This window comes from Paraburkholderia sp. HD33-4 (genome assembly GCF_021390635.1).
Classification (GTDB): Bacteria; Pseudomonadota; Gammaproteobacteria; order Burkholderiales; family Burkholderiaceae; genus Paraburkholderia.
This window is the reverse complement of the sequence record NZ_JAJEJS010000002.1, coordinates 1,463,920-1,481,772: the sequence shown is the minus strand read 5'-3', so window position 1 is coordinate 1,481,772 and position 17,853 is coordinate 1,463,920. Positions and strand designations below refer to the sequence as shown.

Annotated in this window: 25 protein-coding genes; 11 read left to right on the top strand and 14 right to left on the bottom strand. The window is 62.4% G+C overall.

The window, feature by feature from the left end; all coding sequences use genetic code 11:
• Positions 1-72 precede the first annotated feature (72 nt).
• Positions 73-1,824 carry an ABC transporter permease gene (locus tag L0U84_RS26900; protein ID WP_233854329.1) on the top strand — a complete coding sequence of 584 codons (1,752 nt, stop codon included), beginning with the start codon at positions 73-75 and terminating at the stop codon, positions 1,822-1,824.
• Between the two features lie 10 nt (positions 1,825-1,834).
• Positions 1,835-3,172, top strand: coding sequence for an ABC transporter ATP-binding protein (locus L0U84_RS26895; RefSeq protein WP_233854320.1), 1,338 nt, complete (start codon positions 1,835-1,837; stop codon positions 3,170-3,172).
• Between the two features lie 125 nt (positions 3,173-3,297).
• On the opposite strand, the gene L0U84_RS26890 is transcribed toward L0U84_RS26895, so the two are convergent.
• The 3 genes from L0U84_RS26890 to L0U84_RS26880 all read right to left on the bottom strand — a co-directional run bounded on the left by L0U84_RS26890 (position 3,298) and on the right by L0U84_RS26880 (position 6,474).
• Complete coding sequence (locus L0U84_RS26890; protein WP_233854318.1) at positions 3,298-4,305, bottom strand: sterol desaturase family protein; 1,008 nt, start codon at positions 4,303-4,305, stop codon at positions 3,298-3,300.
• A 20-nt stretch (positions 4,306-4,325) separates the two neighbouring features.
• Entirely contained in the window at positions 4,326-5,372 is a 1,047-nt protein-coding gene (locus L0U84_RS26885; RefSeq protein WP_233854310.1) for a YncE family protein, read from the bottom strand.
• Positions 5,373-5,586: 214 nt separating this feature from the next.
• Entirely contained in the window at positions 5,587-6,474 is an 888-nt protein-coding gene (locus tag L0U84_RS26880; RefSeq protein ID WP_233854308.1) for an aldo/keto reductase, read from the bottom strand.
• A 55-nt stretch (positions 6,475-6,529) separates the two neighbouring features.
• On the opposite strand from L0U84_RS26880, the gene L0U84_RS26875 reads away from it, so the two are divergent.
• Positions 6,530-8,287: a recombinase family protein gene (locus L0U84_RS26875; RefSeq protein WP_233854306.1), complete on the top strand. Its 1,758-nt coding sequence runs from the start codon at positions 6,530-6,532 to the stop codon at positions 8,285-8,287.
• 18 nt (positions 8,288-8,305) lie between these two features.
• On the opposite strand, the gene L0U84_RS26870 is transcribed toward L0U84_RS26875, so the two are convergent.
• From L0U84_RS26870 to L0U84_RS26820, 11 genes are all read right to left on the bottom strand, one after another.
• The gene (locus L0U84_RS26870) at positions 8,306-8,584 is read right to left on the bottom strand and encodes a hypothetical protein (RefSeq protein WP_233854304.1); all 279 of its coding nucleotides are present in this window, start codon (positions 8,582-8,584) and stop codon (positions 8,306-8,308) included.
• A gap of 99 nt (positions 8,585-8,683) precedes the next feature.
• Positions 8,684-8,992 carry a helix-turn-helix transcriptional regulator gene (locus L0U84_RS26865; protein WP_233854301.1) on the bottom strand — a complete coding sequence of 103 codons (309 nt, stop codon included), beginning with the start codon at positions 8,990-8,992 and terminating at the stop codon, positions 8,684-8,686.
• A 150-nt stretch (positions 8,993-9,142) separates the two neighbouring features.
• The gene (locus L0U84_RS26860; RefSeq protein ID WP_233854299.1) at positions 9,143-9,301 is read right to left on the bottom strand and encodes a hypothetical protein; all 159 of its coding nucleotides are present in this window, start codon (positions 9,299-9,301) and stop codon (positions 9,143-9,145) included.
• Positions 9,288-9,785 carry a hypothetical protein gene (locus L0U84_RS26855; protein WP_233854297.1) on the bottom strand — a complete coding sequence of 166 codons (498 nt, stop codon included), beginning with the start codon at positions 9,783-9,785 and terminating at the stop codon, positions 9,288-9,290. The genes L0U84_RS26860 and L0U84_RS26855 overlap by 14 nt, the downstream gene beginning before the upstream one ends.
• 3 nt (positions 9,786-9,788) lie before the next feature.
• The gene (locus tag L0U84_RS26850) at positions 9,789-10,118 is read right to left on the bottom strand and encodes a hypothetical protein (RefSeq protein ID WP_233854295.1); all 330 of its coding nucleotides are present in this window, start codon (positions 10,116-10,118) and stop codon (positions 9,789-9,791) included.
• A 15-nt stretch (positions 10,119-10,133) separates the two neighbouring features.
• Positions 10,134-10,352, bottom strand: a complete 219-nt coding sequence (locus L0U84_RS26845; protein ID WP_233854293.1) for a hypothetical protein — start codon at positions 10,350-10,352, stop codon at positions 10,134-10,136.
• Positions 10,352-10,564, bottom strand: coding sequence for a hypothetical protein (locus L0U84_RS26840; protein ID WP_233854291.1), 213 nt, complete (start codon positions 10,562-10,564; stop codon positions 10,352-10,354). The genes L0U84_RS26845 and L0U84_RS26840 overlap by 1 nt, the downstream gene beginning before the upstream one ends.
• A gap of 253 nt (positions 10,565-10,817) precedes the next feature.
• The gene (locus L0U84_RS26835; protein ID WP_233854282.1) at positions 10,818-11,909 is read right to left on the bottom strand and encodes a hypothetical protein; all 1,092 of its coding nucleotides are present in this window, start codon (positions 11,907-11,909) and stop codon (positions 10,818-10,820) included.
• Positions 11,902-12,789 (bottom strand): YqaJ viral recombinase family nuclease, encoded by an 888-nt coding sequence (locus tag L0U84_RS26830; protein ID WP_233854279.1) that lies wholly within the window; start codon positions 12,787-12,789, stop codon positions 11,902-11,904. The genes L0U84_RS26835 and L0U84_RS26830 overlap by 8 nt, the downstream gene beginning before the upstream one ends.
• A gap of 86 nt (positions 12,790-12,875) precedes the next feature.
• Positions 12,876-13,214: a hypothetical protein gene (locus L0U84_RS26825; protein ID WP_233854277.1), complete on the bottom strand. Its 339-nt coding sequence runs from the start codon at positions 13,212-13,214 to the stop codon at positions 12,876-12,878.
• A 179-nt stretch (positions 13,215-13,393) separates the two neighbouring features.
• On the bottom strand, positions 13,394-13,630 hold the full coding sequence (locus tag L0U84_RS26820) for a hypothetical protein (RefSeq protein ID WP_233854275.1): 237 nt from the start codon (positions 13,628-13,630) through the stop codon (positions 13,394-13,396).
• Between the two features lie 660 nt (positions 13,631-14,290).
• Between L0U84_RS26820 and L0U84_RS26815 the strand changes: the two genes are divergently transcribed.
• From L0U84_RS26815 to L0U84_RS26780, 8 genes are read left to right on the top strand one after another with little or no spacing between them, the layout of a single operon-like run.
• Positions 14,291-14,704 carry a YdaS family helix-turn-helix protein gene (locus tag L0U84_RS26815; RefSeq protein WP_233854273.1) on the top strand — a complete coding sequence of 138 codons (414 nt, stop codon included), beginning with the start codon at positions 14,291-14,293 and terminating at the stop codon, positions 14,702-14,704.
• A 12-nt stretch (positions 14,705-14,716) separates the two neighbouring features.
• On the top strand, positions 14,717-15,733 hold the full coding sequence (locus L0U84_RS26810; protein WP_233854271.1) for a hypothetical protein: 1,017 nt from the start codon (positions 14,717-14,719) through the stop codon (positions 15,731-15,733).
• Positions 15,714-16,385, top strand: a complete 672-nt coding sequence (locus tag L0U84_RS26805) for a hypothetical protein (protein ID WP_233854269.1) — start codon at positions 15,714-15,716, stop codon at positions 16,383-16,385. The genes L0U84_RS26810 and L0U84_RS26805 overlap by 20 nt, the downstream gene beginning before the upstream one ends.
• Positions 16,382-16,711, top strand: a complete 330-nt coding sequence (locus L0U84_RS26800) for a DnaB-like helicase N-terminal domain-containing protein (protein WP_233854267.1) — start codon at positions 16,382-16,384, stop codon at positions 16,709-16,711. Before L0U84_RS26805 ends, L0U84_RS26800 begins: the two co-directional genes overlap by 4 nt.
• Entirely contained in the window at positions 16,708-17,199 is a 492-nt protein-coding gene (locus L0U84_RS26795) for a RusA family crossover junction endodeoxyribonuclease (RefSeq protein WP_233854265.1), read from the top strand. The genes L0U84_RS26800 and L0U84_RS26795 overlap by 4 nt, the downstream gene beginning before the upstream one ends.
• The gene (locus L0U84_RS26790) at positions 17,196-17,444 is read left to right on the top strand and encodes a hypothetical protein (protein WP_233854263.1); all 249 of its coding nucleotides are present in this window, start codon (positions 17,196-17,198) and stop codon (positions 17,442-17,444) included. Before L0U84_RS26795 ends, L0U84_RS26790 begins: the two co-directional genes overlap by 4 nt.
• Complete coding sequence (locus L0U84_RS26785; RefSeq protein ID WP_233854260.1) at positions 17,416-17,631, top strand: hypothetical protein; 216 nt, start codon at positions 17,416-17,418, stop codon at positions 17,629-17,631. The genes L0U84_RS26790 and L0U84_RS26785 overlap by 29 nt, the downstream gene beginning before the upstream one ends.
• Complete coding sequence (locus L0U84_RS26780; RefSeq protein ID WP_233854258.1) at positions 17,628-17,840, top strand: hypothetical protein; 213 nt, start codon at positions 17,628-17,630, stop codon at positions 17,838-17,840. Before L0U84_RS26785 ends, L0U84_RS26780 begins: the two co-directional genes overlap by 4 nt.
• Positions 17,841-17,853: the final 13 nt, after the last annotated feature.

Sequence of the window (17,853 nt, the reverse complement as noted above, 5' to 3'; positions counted from 1 at the left end):
TGCGCATGTCGCCGCCGTGCACGCCGGCACGACTTCGCTGCGGGCAAATACTTACGGCCCAGGAGATTACTGATGGAGTTCGGTTTCAACCTGAACCGCACCGCCAATGCATCCGCCCGGCGGCTGCTTCCAAACGGCTGGGACTTCGTTGCCTTTCCGCTGATCATCTGCCTGATCGCGATGGCGTCGATCGGCTTTCATCAGACTCTAGCGCCGATGTCGACGCTCAACACGCAGGTGATCTCGCTCGATCCGCTCAACCTGCCGGAGTACGCGATGCGCACCACGCTGCGCATGCTCGCGGCGATGGTCGCGTCGCTCGTCTTCACGCTGGTCTATGGCACGCTGGCCGCGAAAAGCGGCCGTGCCGAGAAGGTGCTGGTGCCGATCCTCGACATCCTGCAGTCGGTACCGGTGCTTGGCTACATTTCGTTTACGGTCACCTTCTTCCTCGCGATGTTTCCGGGCCGCGTGCTCGGCGCCGAGCTCGCCGCGATCTTCGCGATCTTCACGAGCCAGGCGTGGAACATGACGTTCAGCTTCTATCAGTCGCTGCGCACGGTGCCGCGCGATCTCGACGAAGTGTCGCGCGGCTTTCATCTGACCTCATGGCAGCGCTTCTGGAAGCTCGAAGTGCCGTTCTCGATGCCGGGCTTGATCTGGAACATGATGATGTCGATGTCGGGCGGCTGGTTTTTCGTGGTGGCTTCCGAGGCGATTACGGTCGGCAATCATACGGTTACGCTGCCGGGCATCGGCGCCTATCTGGCGCAGGCGATCAGCGACCAGAATCTGCATGCGGTCGGCTGGGTCATTCTGACGATGACGATCGTGATCCTCGCGTATGACCAGTTGCTGTTCCGTCCGCTCGTCGCGTGGGCGGACAAGTTCCGCATGGAGACCACGAGTTCGGGCAACGCGCCGCAGTCCTGGCTGCTCGACATGATGCGGCGCACGCGTCTGATTCACCAGTTGCTGACGCCGGCGGGCGTGATGCTCGCGACCACCGCCCGCCTGCCTTTCCGGGTGCCATTCGCGAGGGTCCGGCGCGCCGGCCGGGCGCGCAGCGAGAAGTCGACGCGCATCGGGGACATCGTGTGGGGCGTGCTCGTATTCGTGCTGACGGTCTATGTGATCTATCGCGTCGTCGCCTATGTGCGTACCGGCGTCACGCTCGACGAGGTCGGCCACGTGTTCGTGCTCGGGCTCATCACACTGCTGCGCGTCGCGCTGCTGATCGCGATCTCGTCGGTGATCTGGGTGCCGATCGGCGTTTTGATCGGCCTGCGGCCAGCGCTCGCGGAAAAAGTGCAGCCGCTCGCGCAGTTTCTCGCCGCGTTCCCCGCGAACCTGCTGTTCCCGGTGTTCGTGATCGTGATCGTGCGCTTTCATCTGAATCCGGATATCTGGTTGTCGCCGCTGATCGTGCTCGGCACGCAGTGGTACATCCTGTTCAACGTGATCGCGGGCGCCACCGCCTATCCGAACGACTACCGCGAGGCGGCCACCAATTTCCGCATTCGCGGCTGGCAATGGTGGCGTCAGGTGATGCTGCCGGGCGTGTTCCCCTACTACGTGACCGGCGCGATCACCGCATCGGGCGGCGCGTGGAACGCGAGCATCGTGTCCGAGTTCGTGCAGTGGGGCGACACCAAGGTGGTCGCGCACGGCCTCGGCGCCTATATCGCCGAGACGACCGCGGCCGGCGACTTTCCGAAGATCATCCTTGGCGTCGCCGTGATGTCGCTCTTCGTCACGCTGTTCAACCGTTCGTTGTGGCGCCCCCTGTATGCCTTTGCCGAATCCAGGCTCCGACTCGACTAGGAGTGAACCCATGCAAAACGTCATTCAAGCCGTTCCCGCCGACCTGCTGCAGTCATCGCCGCGTGTTGGCGCGCAAGTGCTCAATATCGAGCACGTGAGCCGGGGCTTCCATAAAAACCAGAGCGAGCTGCTGGTGCTCGACGACGTCAATCTGACGCTGCACGAGGGCGAGATCGTCGGACTGCTGGGCCGCTCGGGCTCCGGCAAGTCGACTCTGCTACGCATCATCGCCGGCTTGATCCGGCCGACGAGCGGCCATGCGACCTACCTGGGCAAGCCGCTCGACGGTCCCGCCGAGGGCGTCGCGATGGTGTTCCAGACCTTCGCGCTGTTTCCGTGGCTGACGGTGCTTCAAAACGTCGAAGCGGGGCTGGAGGCGCTCGGCGTCGGCGTCGAGGAGCGGCGCACGCGCGCGCTCGCGGCGATCGATCTGATCGGCCTCGACGGTTTCGAAAACGCGTACCCGCGCGAACTGTCGGGCGGCATGCGGCAGCGCGTCGGCTTTGCGCGCGCGCTCGTCGTCGATCCGACCATCCTGCTGATGGACGAGCCGTTCTCGGCGCTCGACGTGCTGACCGCCGAAACGCTACGCACCGACCTGCTCGACCTGTGGAACCAGGACCGCATGCCGATCAAGTCGGTGCTGATCGTCACACACAACATCGAGGAAGCCGTGTTCATGTGCGATCGCATTCTCGTGCTGTCGTCGAACCCCGGGCGCGTGGTGGCCGAGACCGTGGTGCCGTTCGCGCATCCGCGCAACCGGCTCGATCCGGATTTTCGCGCGCTCGTCGACGAGATCTACGCGAAGATGACTGCGCGCCCCACCGGCACCGCCGCCAAACGCGAACTCGAACCCGGCAGCTGGTTGCCGAACGTGTCGACGAACCTGATGGCCGGTCTGATCGAAACGCTGGCGGCCGCGCCCTACAATGGCCGCGCCGACATGCCCGAGATTGCGCGCACGCTGCAACTGGAAGTCGACGAACTGTTCCCGATCGCGGAAATGCTGCAGTACCTCCGCTTTGCCGAGCTCAGCGAGGGCGACATGCTCCTCACGCCGCCCGCGCATCGATTCGCCGAGGGCAGTACGCAGGAGCGCAAGATCATGTTCGCCGATCATCTGTTGCAGTGCGTGCCGCTCGCCGCGCGGATCCGCAAGGTGCTCAACGAGCGGCCCGGACATCGTGCGCCGCGCGTGCGCTTCGAGCAGGAGCTCGAGGACCTGCTGTCCGACAGCGCGGCGCAGGAAACACTCGATGCGGTGATCGACTGGGGCCGCTACGCGGAAATCTTCTCGTACAACGACAAGACGGAGACCTTCAGTCTCGCGGACGTCGAGACCTGAGCGCGTGCCGAAACGAAATTGGCCGCGGAGAACCCAAGGTACTCCGCGGCCATTTCGAACCACGCGGAACTTGATGGATCGAGCTACCCGCCCATGCCGGGCAGCTTCGCCATCGATTCCTGCTGTTATCGGGCGCCGACTCCGCCCGCACCGTGCCGTGCGCGCAGACGCGCGGCGATGCGCCCGAACGCGTACCACTGCTGCGCGATGAGTCCATCCCCATACGAGCGCGCGGCACCATGCGGCGCGGGCAACTGATCGCGGATACCGGTCGGCTCGACGGCGCGGTCCCACGACGCGGTCCTGAATAGCATGTCCCACCACGGAAACAGCACGCCAAAATTGCAGCCGTAGCGGGTGCCTTCGTGGCCATAGCCGATCGCATGATGACGCCGATGAAACGCGGGGCTCACGATCAGGCGTTCGAGCAGCCAGCCATAAGTGAGGCGCGCGTTCACGTGCTGCACGCTCTGCATGAAATTGCCGAGCGCCACCAGCACGACGAACTGGCTCGGCTGCACGCCGATGAACAGCGAAATGGCCGCAAAAAAAGCCGCCTGCAAGACGTCGTCGAGAAAGTGGTTGCGGTCGTCGGCCCACAGCGACATCTGCCGCTGGCTGTGATGAACCGCATGCAACTCCCACCACACGCCGAACCGATGTTGCCAGCGGTGATACCAGTAGCCGGCGAAATCGAGCACGACCAGATAGATCAGAAACGACACGAGCGGTTGATCGGTGACGCCCGGCCACAAATCATCGACGTCGATGTTGGGCACGTCGTGGATCGCCATCAGGCTCTGCCAATGGTTGAAGAACGGCTGCAGCACAAAGAAGAACGCGATGTTGATGATGCCGAGCTTGGCGATCCATGTGTAGATCACGTCCGCGCGCAACGCCTTGCGGTCCGTCCAGGTCTCCACCGGGCGAAGCGCTTCGAGCGGCCGCAACAACAGATACGACACGACTATCTGCAACGCGCCAACGATCACCCAGTAGAGTGCGTCGTAAGTGTCTTCGTCATAGCCCATCAGATTGAAGCGGTAAAAGATCGGCTGGACGACATCGACGTACAGCAGCGTCTGCAGCGCTGAGATGCCGTTGTCGAGTTGAGCGACGAGTTCGTGGATCATGTAAAGCCTTTCGGGTTGCCTCAGTCCGGATTGGGCGCGTAGACCGGCGCGCGGTTGGCGAAATACAGGCCGTGCGGCGAGCGCCCCACCGCGATCGTATCGACCAGCCGATGCGTGCTCAGGTCGATGACGCCGACGTGCCTCGCGAAGCGGAACGTCACCCATAGATAGCGCCGGTCCGCCGATAGTTCCATGTCGTCGGGACCGGGCATCAGGCCGGTGATGTCGGCCACTTTGGTCAGGGTGTTGTAGTCGAGGATGCTGATCGTGCTCTCCACGCGATTCGACACGGCGATGTGCTGGCCATCGTCGAGATTGCGGAAGTTGTGCGCGCCGCGGCCTGTGTGGATTTTCTTCACGAGTTGGCGGTTCCTCCAGTCGACCACTGCGACATTGTCTTCGCCCGTCATGCCGACGAGCAGATAACGATCGCCCGGCGTCATCCAGAGTCCGGCTGGCGTCTTGCCTACATGCAGCTTCCACGAGACCGACTGGGTGGGCAGATCGATCGCCGCGACTTCGCCGGTGTCCTGCAGCGTGACGAACACGGTGCGGTTATCGGATGCAAAGGTCAGGTGGCTCGGTGTTTTCGCAAGCGCAATCCGCTTCGCGAGCGTCACGTTCGTGCCATCGTAGTGATAGATATCGACGCGATCGAGCCTCAGGCCCGCGGTCACGAACCACTTGTGGTCAGGCGAAAAGCCAAGCTGATACGGATCTTCGATGTCCTCGACGCGGCGTTGCACACGCCCGCTGTGAGGGTCGACGAACATCAGGTCGTTCGAAATCGAATCCGCGACGATCAGCGAATTGCCGTCGGGCGTGATCATCAGATGGTGGGGTTCCTTGCCGGTCGGCTCGGTGCCGATCACTTTGCGCGTGGCGGGATCGATCAGCGTGAGCTGCGCTTCGCCCGAGTCGAGCACGATCACGTTGTCGGCCGCGTGGGCGAAATGCGGCAATGTCAGCGAACAGCAAGCCAACGCCACGAAAGCGCCGGCTTTTGTAATTGAATCGAATGAAAATGTCACGAACTGGATAGGAGTCTGAAATAAAACGCGAGACATCGGCATAGCCGATGCGAAAAAGACCTGCAGTGTGAAGTCTACGCGCAATCGCGTGACAGATGTGAGGTTCGTCGCGGCCACGCGAGCATGAAACTGGCGCGGCGCGACGATGACGATTCAGGCCTCTTCGAGCGATGCGATGCGACGCCGTTTCCTGCGCCGGGCGCCGGCCCTCGCCGCACGTCCGGTCGGCGTTCGCCAGTACGCGGTGGCGCTACCGCGGCACGCCGTTGCGCGCGTCAGCCAGTTGCTGCCGACGTTGCTCCCCCTGCCGCTCCAGCATCCAGCCCGGATACTCGGCGGGCAGCGTGCTGACCTCGGCGAGCTTCGCGAGCTCATCGGCGGATAGCGCGACGTTGGTCGCCGCGATGTTGTCGTCGAGCTGCTCGATCTTCTTCGCGCCGACGATCACCGTGCTGACGACACGCTGATGCAGCAGCCACGCCAGCGCGATCTGCGCGACCGACACGTTTTTCACCGCGGCAATCTCGCGCATCACGTCGATGCAGTCATACGCGCGCTCGCGATCGACCGGCGGAAAATCGAAGCTGGTGCGGCGGCTGCCCGCCTCGGCCTGCTGCTCGCGTCCATATTTGCCGCTCAGCAAGCCGCCCGCGAGCGGACTCCACACCATCAGGCCGAGGCCTTCGCTTTGCAGCATCGGTACGAGTTCGCGTTCGAGATCGCGGCCCGCTAACGTGTAGTACGCCTGCAGCGTTTCGAAGCGCGCGGTGCCGAGCCGCTCGGCGATGCCGAGCGCCTTCGCGATCTGCCAGGCGGCCCAGTTCGACACGCCGACGTAGCGCACATGACCGTGCTGCACGAGCGTATCGAGGGCGCGCACGGTTTCCTCGATCGGCGTGGCCGGATCGAACCCGTGGATCTGATACAGGTCGACGTGATCGAGCTGCAGACGCTTCAGGCTCGCCTTGATGCCGTCGAGGATGTGATAGCGCGACGCGCCGCGCGCGTTCGCGAACTCGCCGGTCTGGCCGAACACCTTGGTCGCGATCACGACCTTGTCGCGCGGCACTTGCAGATTCTTCAGCGCCTGGCCCGTGATCTGCTCGGACAGGCCGCCCGCGTAGACGTCGGCCGTCACCTAGACTACTCAATAGTTACCCACGTATCCCCCACTTTTTGCAAGGTTACACCCGATGAAAAAAACCAACCCTATGAAGGCCGCAGCCAGCGCTGGCGCGGTTCCCCGGCTGTTCGTGTATGGCCGATTCTCCAGCGCCCGGCAGGAGAAGGGCGACAGCTTTGAGCGTCAGATGAACTACGCGCACAAGTGGGCAGCGGATCACGGCTACACCGTGGACGAAAAGCTGACCATGTTCGATCCGGGTCTCAGCGCCTACAAGAACGAGCACATCACCAAGGGGGCGCTTGGCGTTTTTTTGGCCGCGCTGCGTGACCCGAAGCTAAACGTGGTCCAACCCGGCGACGTGCTGCTGGTCGAGTCGCTGGACCGCTTGAGCCGCGCCGAACCGATCGACGCACAGGACCAGTTCAACGACATCGTTCGCGCGGGTGTCACCATCGTGACCTCGAACGATAATCAGATTTACAGCCGCGACGGCCTTGCGCGTGACCCGAACCGCCTGTTTCTCGCGCTCGCCGTGATGATCCGCGCGCACGAGGAAAGCGCATCGAAAGCCAAGCGTATCCGCAGCGCGTACCACGCGAAGTGCGCGAACTGGCAGAAGAAGCCCTGTCGCATCAAGTTGGGCAGCGACCCGGATTGGGTAAGGTGGAACGAGGAGACCCAAGCCTTCGACCTGATACCCGACCGCGCGTTCGGTATTCGAGCGCTGTTCGATCTCTACCGCGACGGTTACGGTCCGCGCCGCGCCTTTGAGCTGATGCGCGAACGGAACATCCCGATTCCCAAGGGCATCTCCGACACGTACCGCCTCTATGCGGTGATGAGCAAGCGAGCGCTCATTGGCGAGAAGACAGCCACCGTTCAAGGGGTCGAGGACCAGGGGATCGAGACAACGACCTACACCCTCCCCGGCTATTACCCCGCGCTGCTCACCGAGGCAGAGTTCGCGTCGCTCCAGTTCCTGCGCGGACAGCGGGGTCGGCGCATCACCAAAGGTGACACAGTCAACATCCTGAGCGGCCTCGGCATCACCTTCTGCGCGCATTGTGGTTTCGCGATGGCGGGACAGAATGTGCAGCCATATGTGCGCATCAGATCACCCGGAAGCAAACCATCACCGCACGCCGGTTTCCGGCGCATCATGTGTAGCGGATTGCAGAAGCGAGGCAACGCGTGTCCTGCGGGGGGCTGCAAGGTCGATATGCTTGAGCGCGCGGTGATGAAGTTCTGCAGCGATCAGATGAACCTCTCAGCGCTGTTCCGGGATACCGACGCGAAACAGCGCGACATGGCGGAGCGGCTGGTGATCGCCCGTCAGACCGTCGCCGAGACCGAGGCGGCGATCAGAAAGTTCATGGACGCAGCGGGAATCGATGACCAGGAGACACCCGAGCTGCTGGTGGCGCATACGCGCAAACTACAAGCACAACTAGGCGCTGAACGGAACAGGGTCACCGAGTGCGAACACGAACTCGAAGCGCTCCAGCGGCTGTCGCATCCCGCCGTGGCTCAGGTATGGGCAGAACTGCGCGAGGGTGTGGAAGCGCTCAACACGGATGCGCGGATGAAGGTGCGCCGGATGATTAGTGACACGTTCAAGCGCATCGAGATCGCGCTGCCCGCAGACCGGACGCGGATCGGTGTGCGCTTTGTCTCCAAGCACGACATTCAGGCGATTGTGTGGCTGGACCGCAAGACCGGTGAATACCTCACCGATCCGGTGTGTGAACCTGTGGAAGTGGACGACCGCAACCACGCCGCGCTCGAAAACGATCCGCGTCCGCGGCGAACCCGGCGCGCTGCCTAACGATACATGGCGCGAGACCTACTCGCGCTCCTCAAAAAGCCCTGACGGTTCGGACCAGACCTTCAGGGCTTTTTCCTTGATGAGAAAACGCCGGTACGACATCACCGCCACCGCCCACAACTCGGACACCAGTTCGGGGCCGCTCTCGATAATCTGCCCGCGTTCGTCGACCACCGCCAGCGTCGCCGGGTGACCGTCATCGGTGGTGATCGTAAAACCTTCCCACCCCTGAGCCGCGATAACCGCGTGCTCCAGCACGCCGCCGTCCAGCTTTTCACCACCCTTCGCTGTCGCCATGCTCCTCTCCCTGTCACCCTGCGGCCCCGTGGCGGCTACGCGCGCACGGGCTCGCTACCAGTGCATTCACCAGCCGGTGCCAGCCGCCTGTAGCCGTTTCTACCTGCCCGCCGTGCTTATCATCGCCCGGATACTGTCCGCGCGCCAGTAGCGGGTCTTGCGCGTCAGCGACGCTGAAGGTGCGGGGAAGCGGCCCGCGCGCACCCCATCGGTCCAGACGCGGCGACTGATGTCCCACGGTAGCAGCGCGAGCACCTGTTCGACATTCAGCAGCCTTTCCCCCGGCATGTTCTCCAGCGTCTCGCCGACCGCGAGCGCCGGGGCCATCATGTCAGGGGGCAATGACGCGCGGTGACGCGCCAGGTGCTCACGCGTGCCCACGCTAATCACCCTCGGGATGGTCTGCATTATCGTTCACCGGCATCTCACCGTAGGTATCAAAGCAAACCTCGCACAGACCCGAAATCTGCGTTTCCAGCCAGCCCGCATCGCTGAACACGTTCGCGTCGCTGAACGGCAGACCACAGCAGCGGCAGTGGAAACGGCGCGGCTGTTGCTCTACCCAGTAATCCACGTCGCGAACTGACGCGCGAGATAAACGATGCCCGCGAGACATGCCAGAACCTGTATCAGAAACAGCATGAAGGAAAGAAGCAACGCCAGCGGAACGACCGCGCGCACTGCCGCGCTGATCGCCACCAGTTCACTCGTCTCCATCACCCTCATGTGTGGTCGCCGCGGACATGTCCTGCGTGATGCGTACCTCGGCGTGCATAAGCCCGAACAGGCGGCCCGCGTCCGCTTCGTTGGGTTGGACTCGGATATTCCACACGAACGCACAGGTGCCTCCTTCCTTCGGTTCAAAGGCGATTTTCGAGAGTCGCGTCTCGCGAAACACCATGTCGTCTTTCGCGGAGCGGCCACTACCGTGAATCTGCAACACCACCGGGCGAAACTCACCGGCCCAGTGCTGCACACCCAGTTCGGGATGCTTCAGGTGTTTCAGGTGCCCGTGCATGTCGGGCTGCGGACCCGCGCAGAACAACGCCTCGCGCAGCGTCGGCGAGAAGCTGTCGAGGATGGTGTTCGACAGGTCGGCCTTGAGCTTGATGTCGATGAACTTCACTTCCTCGGCACCGTGCATTTCAGGCTTCGGGTTCAGGTTGTCCACCCGTGCGGTCTGTTTGGTCAGGTCGAACATGGTCTACTCCTCGCGCCGCCGAAGCAATACGAACACGCCGCCAACACCATCGCCACCCAGCACACGTCCCGACACCAGTGCATCACCGAGCAGCGCGGCGATACGTTCACGCTCGTAAAGCCGGTATTCGTCGTTCAGGTTCTCCAGCGCCAGCAACCCCACGGCGGGCGTGTCGGCTGTGCGCTTCACCTTGTCCACCATCCAGAGCGTCGAACCCACGCCCTGATAGAACGCATTACGCAACACCGCCACCGCCTCCGGTGACATCTCCTCGGGTAACTCGGTGGCGCGGTATCGCTCGAAGTTCTCGGCAATGCTCGGCAGGGAATCCATGTCGTGTTTCTCCTGTTAGCTGTTACGCCCGAAGGTGCGCACCTCGTGGTAGTACGAAGCGAGGTACACGGATTCAGCGTGATCGTCCAGCGCGCGCAGTTGCGAGATAGCGTCGAGCATGGCACCGACCCCGCAATAGAACGCGAGATGGACTTCGGCGACCTGCACCGGAGAGGCGACCGGAGACAGCCGGTTCTGTCTGAACTCCGTCCAGTAGTCCTGTATGCTTCTCATCACCAGGCCCCCTCCGGCTCAATCCGTGATTCAACGATGTAGCGCACCAGCGCCGCTTCGAGCGAAGCAACATGGTCACCGGCTGCGCACGGCAGATCGAAGTCGCGGAGCGCCGCGAGCGTTTCTTCGAGTGCGCCGTCCAGTGCATTGTTCTCGTCCGTCACGAGCAGTTCGCGTGCTGCAAACCACTTGTGGTCCTGATCGGTGAGCATGGTTATCCCCCCACCAGCATTCTGTGACCGAACACCAGCGCCATCTGCGCACGTCTGCAAAGCGGGCTGGCGCGTATCCATCTGGTCTCGTCAGCGTTCGGCCTGCGCAGCGTGAGTTCATCCGTGAAGACGGAAAAGAGCGCACAGTACGCGCACAGTGACACGTCACCCGGTTCTGGCGAGGCGTCACCCTCGATTGGCGTGTTGCCGCTGTTATTCCTGCCGCAGTGCGAGCATTCCTGAGCGGTGAGCATCACTGGCTCCCTTCGTCGTCGAACTTCGCGGCGAGCGTCGAATACAGTTCGGACAGTTCGCGCCGCTGCTCCTCGTTGGCGACCGAGCGGATCAGGTCACCCGCGAGATTCAGCGCTTCCATGCTGCCCGCCATCTTGAGCGCGTCGGCCACGTCCGCATACGTGCTGACAGGTGTCGCCTTATCACGTGGTTCATCGGCGCGCGGGGCGGCGGACGGCTTCGATACCGGTTCGCGTTTCTTCGCGTTCGCCTTCATCCGGCTCTTGACCGATGCGGTGCGCGACGAACCCACGGGCTCGGCCACGTTCGCGGCGGGGTCGTCGGCGGGCATTTCAAACCACTCTGCGGGCGTGCTCATACCGTCGCGCAGTGATGTATAGATACGGCGCAGCGAACCCACGTTCGCGGGTGTGATTGCGTCGATACGGCGCTGAATGCGCTTCTCCACCATCTCACGTGTGACCCCGAAGGCGGCGAGCCGGTTGAGCATGTCCGCCACCAGTTCGGGCGTCAGTTCAATCTTCGTGTTGACCGTGTACTCACACTGGCGCACCGCCGCGTCGGTCACGTCCCCAGGTATCAGCGCGAGGATGCAGGCGCGCTTGCGGCGGGAGCCGATGTTTAGCTCCAGCTCGCTGATGTCGCGCTCGTCGCGCAGCGGGTAGCCGCCCTGCTTGGTGTCGCGCCAGTGGCGCACCGTGAAACCGCGCTCCTCGCGCACGTTCGATTCGAGATCCCAGCAGAACGCGAGGCATTCGGAGACACCATCGCGCCGCGACAGTACCTTGACGCCCGCGACCATGTTCCGCCAGTTGCGCGCAATCGTCTCGGCGAGCCGGATCGACGGCCCCGTGACCTCGGTACCACCACGGACATACGAGTATGTGGCTTCCTCGGCGAGCGTTGCACGCTGGCACTCGGTGAGGATCGCGTCCATACACCTGCGCGGGTCGCGCGGCGAGGTGCGCGCAAAGACGAGCGCGGCCTGCACCTCGGCAATCGCGCGCTGCTGCTCGGCGGCGACTAGCGCACCCACGACCGACGGCGGTCCCTCGTTGCCGAACGGGTTCGACGCAAGAACTTCACTCATTGCCGCCTCCCTTCTTCGAATAGCGGAAGTCAACGTAAGTCGTGTCCTCCACCACATAACCGCCGCGCTTCACCAGCTTGCGCCGGTACGCACCGCCGTTCGGTAACAGCCCGATACTGGCGTCGCCCATCATGTCCATGAGCCGCGCCTTCGCCGCGTCGGAGCCTTTCTCCATCAGCTTCGCGTGCTCATCGAAATCGAGCCGCGCATAGTGCAGCGCTTCCGCTTCGGGGGGAAGGTTGACCGTCTGACCGTTCGTGTTGCGGTAGAGCCTTTTCATCAGGCCGAGCGCCGTGGGGTGCTGGTAGTCGAGAGGTGGTGGTGTACCGCGCTCGATGTGATGCCAGAAGTCGAGTTCGCCTTCGCGCAGAAGGTCGATAGCTTCCTCGTCGCGCTCGATGACATAACACACCAGGCGTGAACCACCGACACAGGCACCGAGATGCCAGCGCTCGTAGCCCGACACCATCAGGTAATGAACGCATTGCAGGTAGTACTCAGTGGGCACCATATCGGTTCCGGGCTCGCCCCACTCGCCGAGCCGGAACGCCATCGAATCGACGTTCTTTGCTTCAAACCCTTCGGGCCTGCCGATCAGCGTGCGGTCGTAGTGCGCACAAAGTTGCGGGTGTGTCGCGTCATGCGCGAGCTGGTGATGGCGGCGCAGTTTCACCCTGTAGCGCTCGGCGAACATGTCGGCAATGACCGGCTCGATAGCCTGTCCGAATGCCATGCGCTCGCGCGCCGTGTCATCGAACAGGCTTTCCGGGTCGAGTAGCCCGAGCTTTTCAAGCCCGAGCTGGTACGCCGTCTTGAAGCGTGACTGACCGCACGCAGCCGCGGCGTCAGAACCACCCACGTACTGCTGCCGCTCGTTCACCGCGAGCGCTGTGTCGTTCTCCATTTGATGTTCTCCCTGAAGCCTGCCCTGACGCCCTGCCTGACAGTGCAACTGCTGGTGCTGCCTTAGTGCCTTGTTCTCGTGTACTGCGACAGCAGCGCAACGCGGGTTAATGCCGTAAGCCGGGGCGTCATCGGCAAACGGGCTTCCAGACGTTCAATGTCACGCATCATCTGGTCGTGATCCGGGTGAACGCGCAAGACGATCCCGAAGTGGCGGCATACTTCCCGCAGGTTCGCGTGGACGCTGGTAATGAACTCGCGCATCTGCTGGATTGACGGGTCCGCCGTATGCAGCACGAGGCGCAGTATCACGTCGTGCTCGGTGGGACGGGTCTCACGGTTCGCAATCGCATCGCATAAAACCTGTCGCCATTCTTCCTTGCTCTGCGGCGGCTCTTGCATCGGTGTTGTCCTCGTGTCTGTTATTGTGGGGAATAGCTTGCACGCGCATCCAATCATGATGCGCGGTGCGTCGTACCGATAACGCAACGTCAACCACTGTCGCCGCAACGGTTTAGGTAGCGACCGCAGTACCCGCCGGTACGACATCGGCGTGCGCCCGGTGAAGTGGTAGGCAGCGCTCATGCTGTGCGTCTCGTGCGCACGGTCACGCTCCACATGTCACGCCGCGTGTTGTAGCGTGCGCGGGTGATTTCGGGAGTGCGCTCTACCGGAATAACGTTCTTGACCGCAATCGCTGCTTCAAGCAGCGAATCAATATCGCGTGCCTGAAGCGTGACGCGAGTGAGATAAGGCGCACCGCTTTTTAAAGTCAGCGGCAACAGCAACGTATCAAACGGGTCATGGACGCGCTTCATGATTAAGCACTCTCGGCTTTCGAGTAACGGAGTTTATGAAATTAAACAACCGGTATCAATTGCCGCAAAATGCGTTTTATATAGATCGCTATCTCATATAGATATGACTTTAAGTTATAAGTCGGATTTGGCGGGTTGCGCCCTACCAGCGCCATCCCGAAAAGTCCGATGAAATAGGGATTTGAAGGGCATCTTTAATTTCGAGAGCCACTATGTGGGAGCGGTTACATGTGAGGGTTTTTCCTATGCAAGAACAATCGGTGCCAGTTTGAGTAAGGGAATATCCTTAGAGTCGCTGGCAAACGCCGTGCACTACCGCGCGAAGTTGGTGCATCAGTTCATCCGGCTACAGGTGCAACCCTGTGACAACCCTGTGACACGAACCCGTAACGCTACTGAAAGAAAAGGCGTCGCAGATAGCCCGATAAACTGGCGGTGAGCGTTATGCGGTGGGTTTTACAACGAATTTAATTACGTAACTTGAAATTACAACTTTTACACGTTTTCGCCGCATTAGACGCATTCGAGGTATTGCACATTTTCGACTTTTAATCCGTTTTAAACGCATTCGACGTTTTATACGTTTTCAACGTTTCGCACGTTATTTGATTGCTGTCTTATTGCGGATTATTGTTATTCCCGTTAAGGGAGATAACGAACATGGCACCTGTCCGTCCATCGGCCACGCAGCGCCGTCAGGCGCGTCGTGGCCTCGAAGCGCTCGACCTCGCGTGCGATCTCGCGGGCACGCAGTTCGTGCTCGCCGAAGCCATCGGGGTGAGCAGCGCCACCATCAGTTCTTGGCGCAACCGCTATGAGCGCGTGCCCCTCACCCACGTGCCGCACATCGTGGAGTTCGCCAACGATCCGCGCGTCACGCCGATGACGCTGAGACCCGATTACCAGCGCGGCTGGCTACTGCTCTCGAAGCAGCTCGCGACCCTTCGACCACCCCTGCCACGCACCCGGTTGCGCAAGCCGCTCCCGAGCGGTGAGACGGGTGACGTGGACGAGACCGGTGATACGCCACCGGCACGAACCCACGCCGACGAGACAACTGGCCTGCCCGTCTGAACGGTGACGGCCATGACCCAGCGCTCGCGAACCGTCAAGGGCAAGTTCTTTTCGAACGAAAGCCTCGGCATGATGCCGCCTATCGGACGGCTTCTTTTCATCGGCCTGTGGACGCTCGCGGATCGGGCCGGACGACTGGAGGACCGCCCCGCGCGTATCGCTGCGGAACTGTTCGCGTATGACCACGACGTGGACGGTACGACGGTCGATATGCTGCTCGCGACGCTCGACCGCGAGGGGTTGATCGTGCGCTACGAGGTGAACGGCGCGCGGTTCATCGAGGTGGTGAAGTGGACGGACCACCAGCACCCGCACCCGCGCGAGGTTGAGAGCGTTATCCCGCCGTCCGGCGGACAGCGCCGACATACCCCAACCCATGTCGCGGGCGCACCAGGGCAGAACCTGAGCAATGGTGCAGCCGCGCCCACGCAACACGTAGGCAATGCCAAGGACATGCCCAAGGACATACCTGAGCCTGTCCCAGGCAATACCAAGGACATGCCCAAGGACATGCCTGGGCATGACCAAGGTATGGTCGAGCCGGGCAGTGTCCTTCTGGGACCTTCTGTGCCTTCTGGGGCCTTCTGGGACCTTCAGTGTCCTTCTGGGCCTTCTGAGGCTCCGCCACTCCGTTCAACCTTATCGCCAGCGCATAGCTTGGAGCCGCGCACAAAAAAAAATGCGCGCGGCGAACGACTCGCGGACGGGTGGCAATTGCCGCCCGACTGGGGGCAATGGGCGATGCGCGAGTGCGGCATGACGCGCGATCAGGTGGCGGACCAGGCGCTTCGCTTTGCCGACTACTGGCATGCAAAACCCGGACAGCTTGCCAGCAAGCTCGACTGGCTGGCGACGTGGCGCAACTGGTGTCGCAAGGCGCGTGATGAAGGCGCATACCGCGTTACACCCCGTGCCGCTGCGCTGGGTGATGCGCGCCGCCGCACCGCGCGAGCGTTCGGCGTTGGTCCGCGTGACCGCGACGTGATCGACCTGCCCGAGGAGGACTGCCATGTCGTCCCAAAGCACTGAAAGCCGGGGCGCGTGGCTCTGGCACAAGCAGGCCGCGATCTTTGGCGCGAGGTTCCTCGACATGTGGGCAGACATCGACGCGCAGGACGTGCAGGCCGAATGGACGCACGCCTTGCAGGGGCTATCGCGTGAGGCGCTGCTACACGGTGTTGCTGCGTGCTACCACATGCGCCACGTACCCACGTTGCCCGAATTCCTCGACGCGTGCCGCATTGAACCCATGTATCGACCCTTCACCGGGTTGACCGACCAGCGGCAGGCAACGCCCGAGGTGGTGGAGCCACAGCTCGCGAACATGCGCGCGGTTCTCGCCGGGGCGGGTCTACCGAAACGCGGGGTCTCCGGCGCACAGACGGGCATCGAGTGGGCGGTGAGGATCGAGCAGCAGGCCGACAGCGACACGCAGGTGCCGTTGCTCAAGCTCGCGCTCGCACGCGAAGCAATCGACCTGTGGTGCGCTTCGCAGCACTGCACGCGCGAAGACCTCGACGAGCACGGTGGCTGGCGCGGTGGTTCGCGCGCAGCGGCGGCTCGCGAACGCGTGGGCGTGGGCGTGATGGCGCTACCGCCACGCGTACCGAGTCCGCACATCGTGGGCGACGACGCGCCCGTGCGTGAACCGGGTTGCGATGACGAGGAGGTGTCGCAATGATCCGCTTCGAGAATGATCTCACCACCGTCGCCGAGCGCCGACTGCTCGCGGTACTGCTGCGCGAGCCGGATAGCATCCGGCACGTGCAGAAGCTCGCACCCGGCGAGTTCTCCCATGCGCTGCATGGTGAGCTGTGTCGCGCCATTCTCGCGGTGATCGACGCGGGCGAAACGATGAACTATGCGAACGTCGTGAAGCACCTGCATCACCGCATGAAGCGAGTACCAGCGGGCTGGCTGTCGTACCTGCTCGATCTCGGCCTGTGCTATTGCGACCCGATCAATGTGGGCTACTACGCGGCGGTGATGCGCTGGGGCACGAAGTGAAGATCGCCTTCGTCATCCTCGGCGAGCCCGCGAGCAAAGCCAACAGCCGCGAGATCGTCACGCGCCGTTTTCGCAGCACGCCCGATGGTCCGCTGAAGACGCGTCCGGTGTCGATCAAAAGCGACAAGGCACTCGCGTATGAACGCGACGCGCTGCGACAGGTGCCACCGAAAGCACGCGTGCGGCTCGAAGGCCCGGTGCGCGTCACGCTGCGCATCTGGTACGCCACCGAGCGCCCCGACCTTGACGAGAGCGTGATTCTCGACGTGTTGCAGGACCGCTATGAACGCAAGCCGGATGGCAAGCGTGTGCTGGTGCATCGCGGGGTCTATCGCAACGACCGGCAGGTGCGGCAGAAGTTTGTATTCCACGGCATCGACCGCGCGAACCCGCGCGCCGAAGTCGTGGTTGAACCGTTGCAGGCGCAACAGATTGCGCTGGCGCTCGACAACCCCGAATACGATCCGTTCGAAGAAGTGAGCACATGAACCACCTGCATATCTCGAAGACCACGCTTCAGATGCGCGCGCACCTTGCGCACGAAAACGAACGCATGCGCGAAGCGCTTCGCCTGATCGCGACAATGGCTGAAACCGGTGGTAGTGCCATTGCGATGATCGACATCGCACGTATCGCGCGCAATGCACTCATCAGCGTACCCGCCGAGAACGTGGCATTGCGCCCAGTACCCGAGGGAGAGAACCATGAACACGCAAAAGGCTCCGAAGCCTGACCCGCGCACTGTCCACGAGGTGATGGTGCGCAACCGGCGCTGCGAACGCTTCACGCTCACCAGCGGGAAATTCGTCTACATGGCGGCGGTCGATAACGGCTTCGGCACCATGCGCAAGGTTCCCTCGCGCGAGCAGCGCCTGCGCGATGCCATCGACGCGGCCATTGCAGCGAGCAAGCATTCATGAGCCATCGGATACGGTTTTATGACGAAGCCGAGCCAATGCCGGGGGCCTGGGGAATACATGTGCTGTCGTTTGAATACGATGCCGATGGCGAGCGACAAGCGATTGATGAAGTGATGATAAATGGGCATATCACGGCAGTACCTTGCGTCGTGATTGCACAGCCGGGCCGAGAACGACAGTGGGAATACTTTGGTCCTTTGTATCTCTGATTCTCTCTACGGA

Excerpts from the sequence above, each read along its gene's own strand:
- L0U84_RS26825 (WP_233854277.1), bottom strand. The coding sequence starts at position 13,214 with ATGCAAGAGCCGCCGCAGAGCAAGGAAGAATGGCGACAGGTTTTATGC.
- L0U84_RS26800 (WP_233854267.1), top strand. The coding sequence starts at position 16,382 with ATGATCCGCTTCGAGAATGATCTCACCACCGTCGCCGAGCGCCGACTG.
- L0U84_RS26805 (WP_233854269.1), top strand. The coding sequence starts at position 15,714 with ATGTCGTCCCAAAGCACTGAAAGCCGGGGCGCGTGGCTCTGGCACAAG.
- L0U84_RS26840 (WP_233854291.1), bottom strand. The coding sequence starts at position 10,564 with ATGCTCACCGATCAGGACCACAAGTGGTTTGCAGCACGCGAACTGCTC.
- L0U84_RS26890 (WP_233854318.1), bottom strand. The coding sequence starts at position 4,305 with ATGATCCACGAACTCGTCGCTCAACTCGACAACGGCATCTCAGCGCTG.
- L0U84_RS26855 (WP_233854297.1), bottom strand. The coding sequence starts at position 9,785 with ATGTTCGACCTGACCAAACAGACCGCACGGGTGGACAACCTGAACCCG.
- L0U84_RS26850 (WP_233854295.1), bottom strand. The coding sequence starts at position 10,118 with ATGGATTCCCTGCCGAGCATTGCCGAGAACTTCGAGCGATACCGCGCC.
- L0U84_RS26815 (WP_233854273.1), top strand. The coding sequence starts at position 14,291 with ATGGCACCTGTCCGTCCATCGGCCACGCAGCGCCGTCAGGCGCGTCGT.
- L0U84_RS26875 (WP_233854306.1), top strand. The coding sequence starts at position 6,530 with ATGAAAAAAACCAACCCTATGAAGGCCGCAGCCAGCGCTGGCGCGGTT.
- L0U84_RS26780 (WP_233854258.1), top strand. The coding sequence starts at position 17,628 with ATGAGCCATCGGATACGGTTTTATGACGAAGCCGAGCCAATGCCGGGG.
- L0U84_RS26870 (WP_233854304.1), bottom strand. The coding sequence starts at position 8,584 with ATGGCGACAGCGAAGGGTGGTGAAAAGCTGGACGGCGGCGTGCTGGAG.
- L0U84_RS26885 (WP_233854310.1), bottom strand. The coding sequence starts at position 5,372 with ATGTCTCGCGTTTTATTTCAGACTCCTATCCAGTTCGTGACATTTTCA.
- L0U84_RS26860 (WP_233854299.1), bottom strand. The coding sequence starts at position 9,301 with ATGGAGACGAGTGAACTGGTGGCGATCAGCGCGGCAGTGCGCGCGGTC.
- L0U84_RS26845 (WP_233854293.1), bottom strand. The coding sequence starts at position 10,352 with ATGAGAAGCATACAGGACTACTGGACGGAGTTCAGACAGAACCGGCTG.
- L0U84_RS26835 (WP_233854282.1), bottom strand. The coding sequence starts at position 11,909 with ATGAGTGAAGTTCTTGCGTCGAACCCGTTCGGCAACGAGGGACCGCCG.
- L0U84_RS26790 (WP_233854263.1), top strand. The coding sequence starts at position 17,196 with ATGAACCACCTGCATATCTCGAAGACCACGCTTCAGATGCGCGCGCAC.
- L0U84_RS26865 (WP_233854301.1), bottom strand. The coding sequence starts at position 8,992 with ATGCAGACCATCCCGAGGGTGATTAGCGTGGGCACGCGTGAGCACCTG.
- L0U84_RS26900 (WP_233854329.1), top strand. The coding sequence starts at position 73 with ATGGAGTTCGGTTTCAACCTGAACCGCACCGCCAATGCATCCGCCCGG.
- L0U84_RS26785 (WP_233854260.1), top strand. The coding sequence starts at position 17,416 with ATGAACACGCAAAAGGCTCCGAAGCCTGACCCGCGCACTGTCCACGAG.
- L0U84_RS26895 (WP_233854320.1), top strand. The coding sequence starts at position 1,835 with ATGCAAAACGTCATTCAAGCCGTTCCCGCCGACCTGCTGCAGTCATCG.
- L0U84_RS26820 (WP_233854275.1), bottom strand. The coding sequence starts at position 13,630 with ATGAAGCGCGTCCATGACCCGTTTGATACGTTGCTGTTGCCGCTGACT.
- L0U84_RS26810 (WP_233854271.1), top strand. The coding sequence starts at position 14,717 with ATGACCCAGCGCTCGCGAACCGTCAAGGGCAAGTTCTTTTCGAACGAA.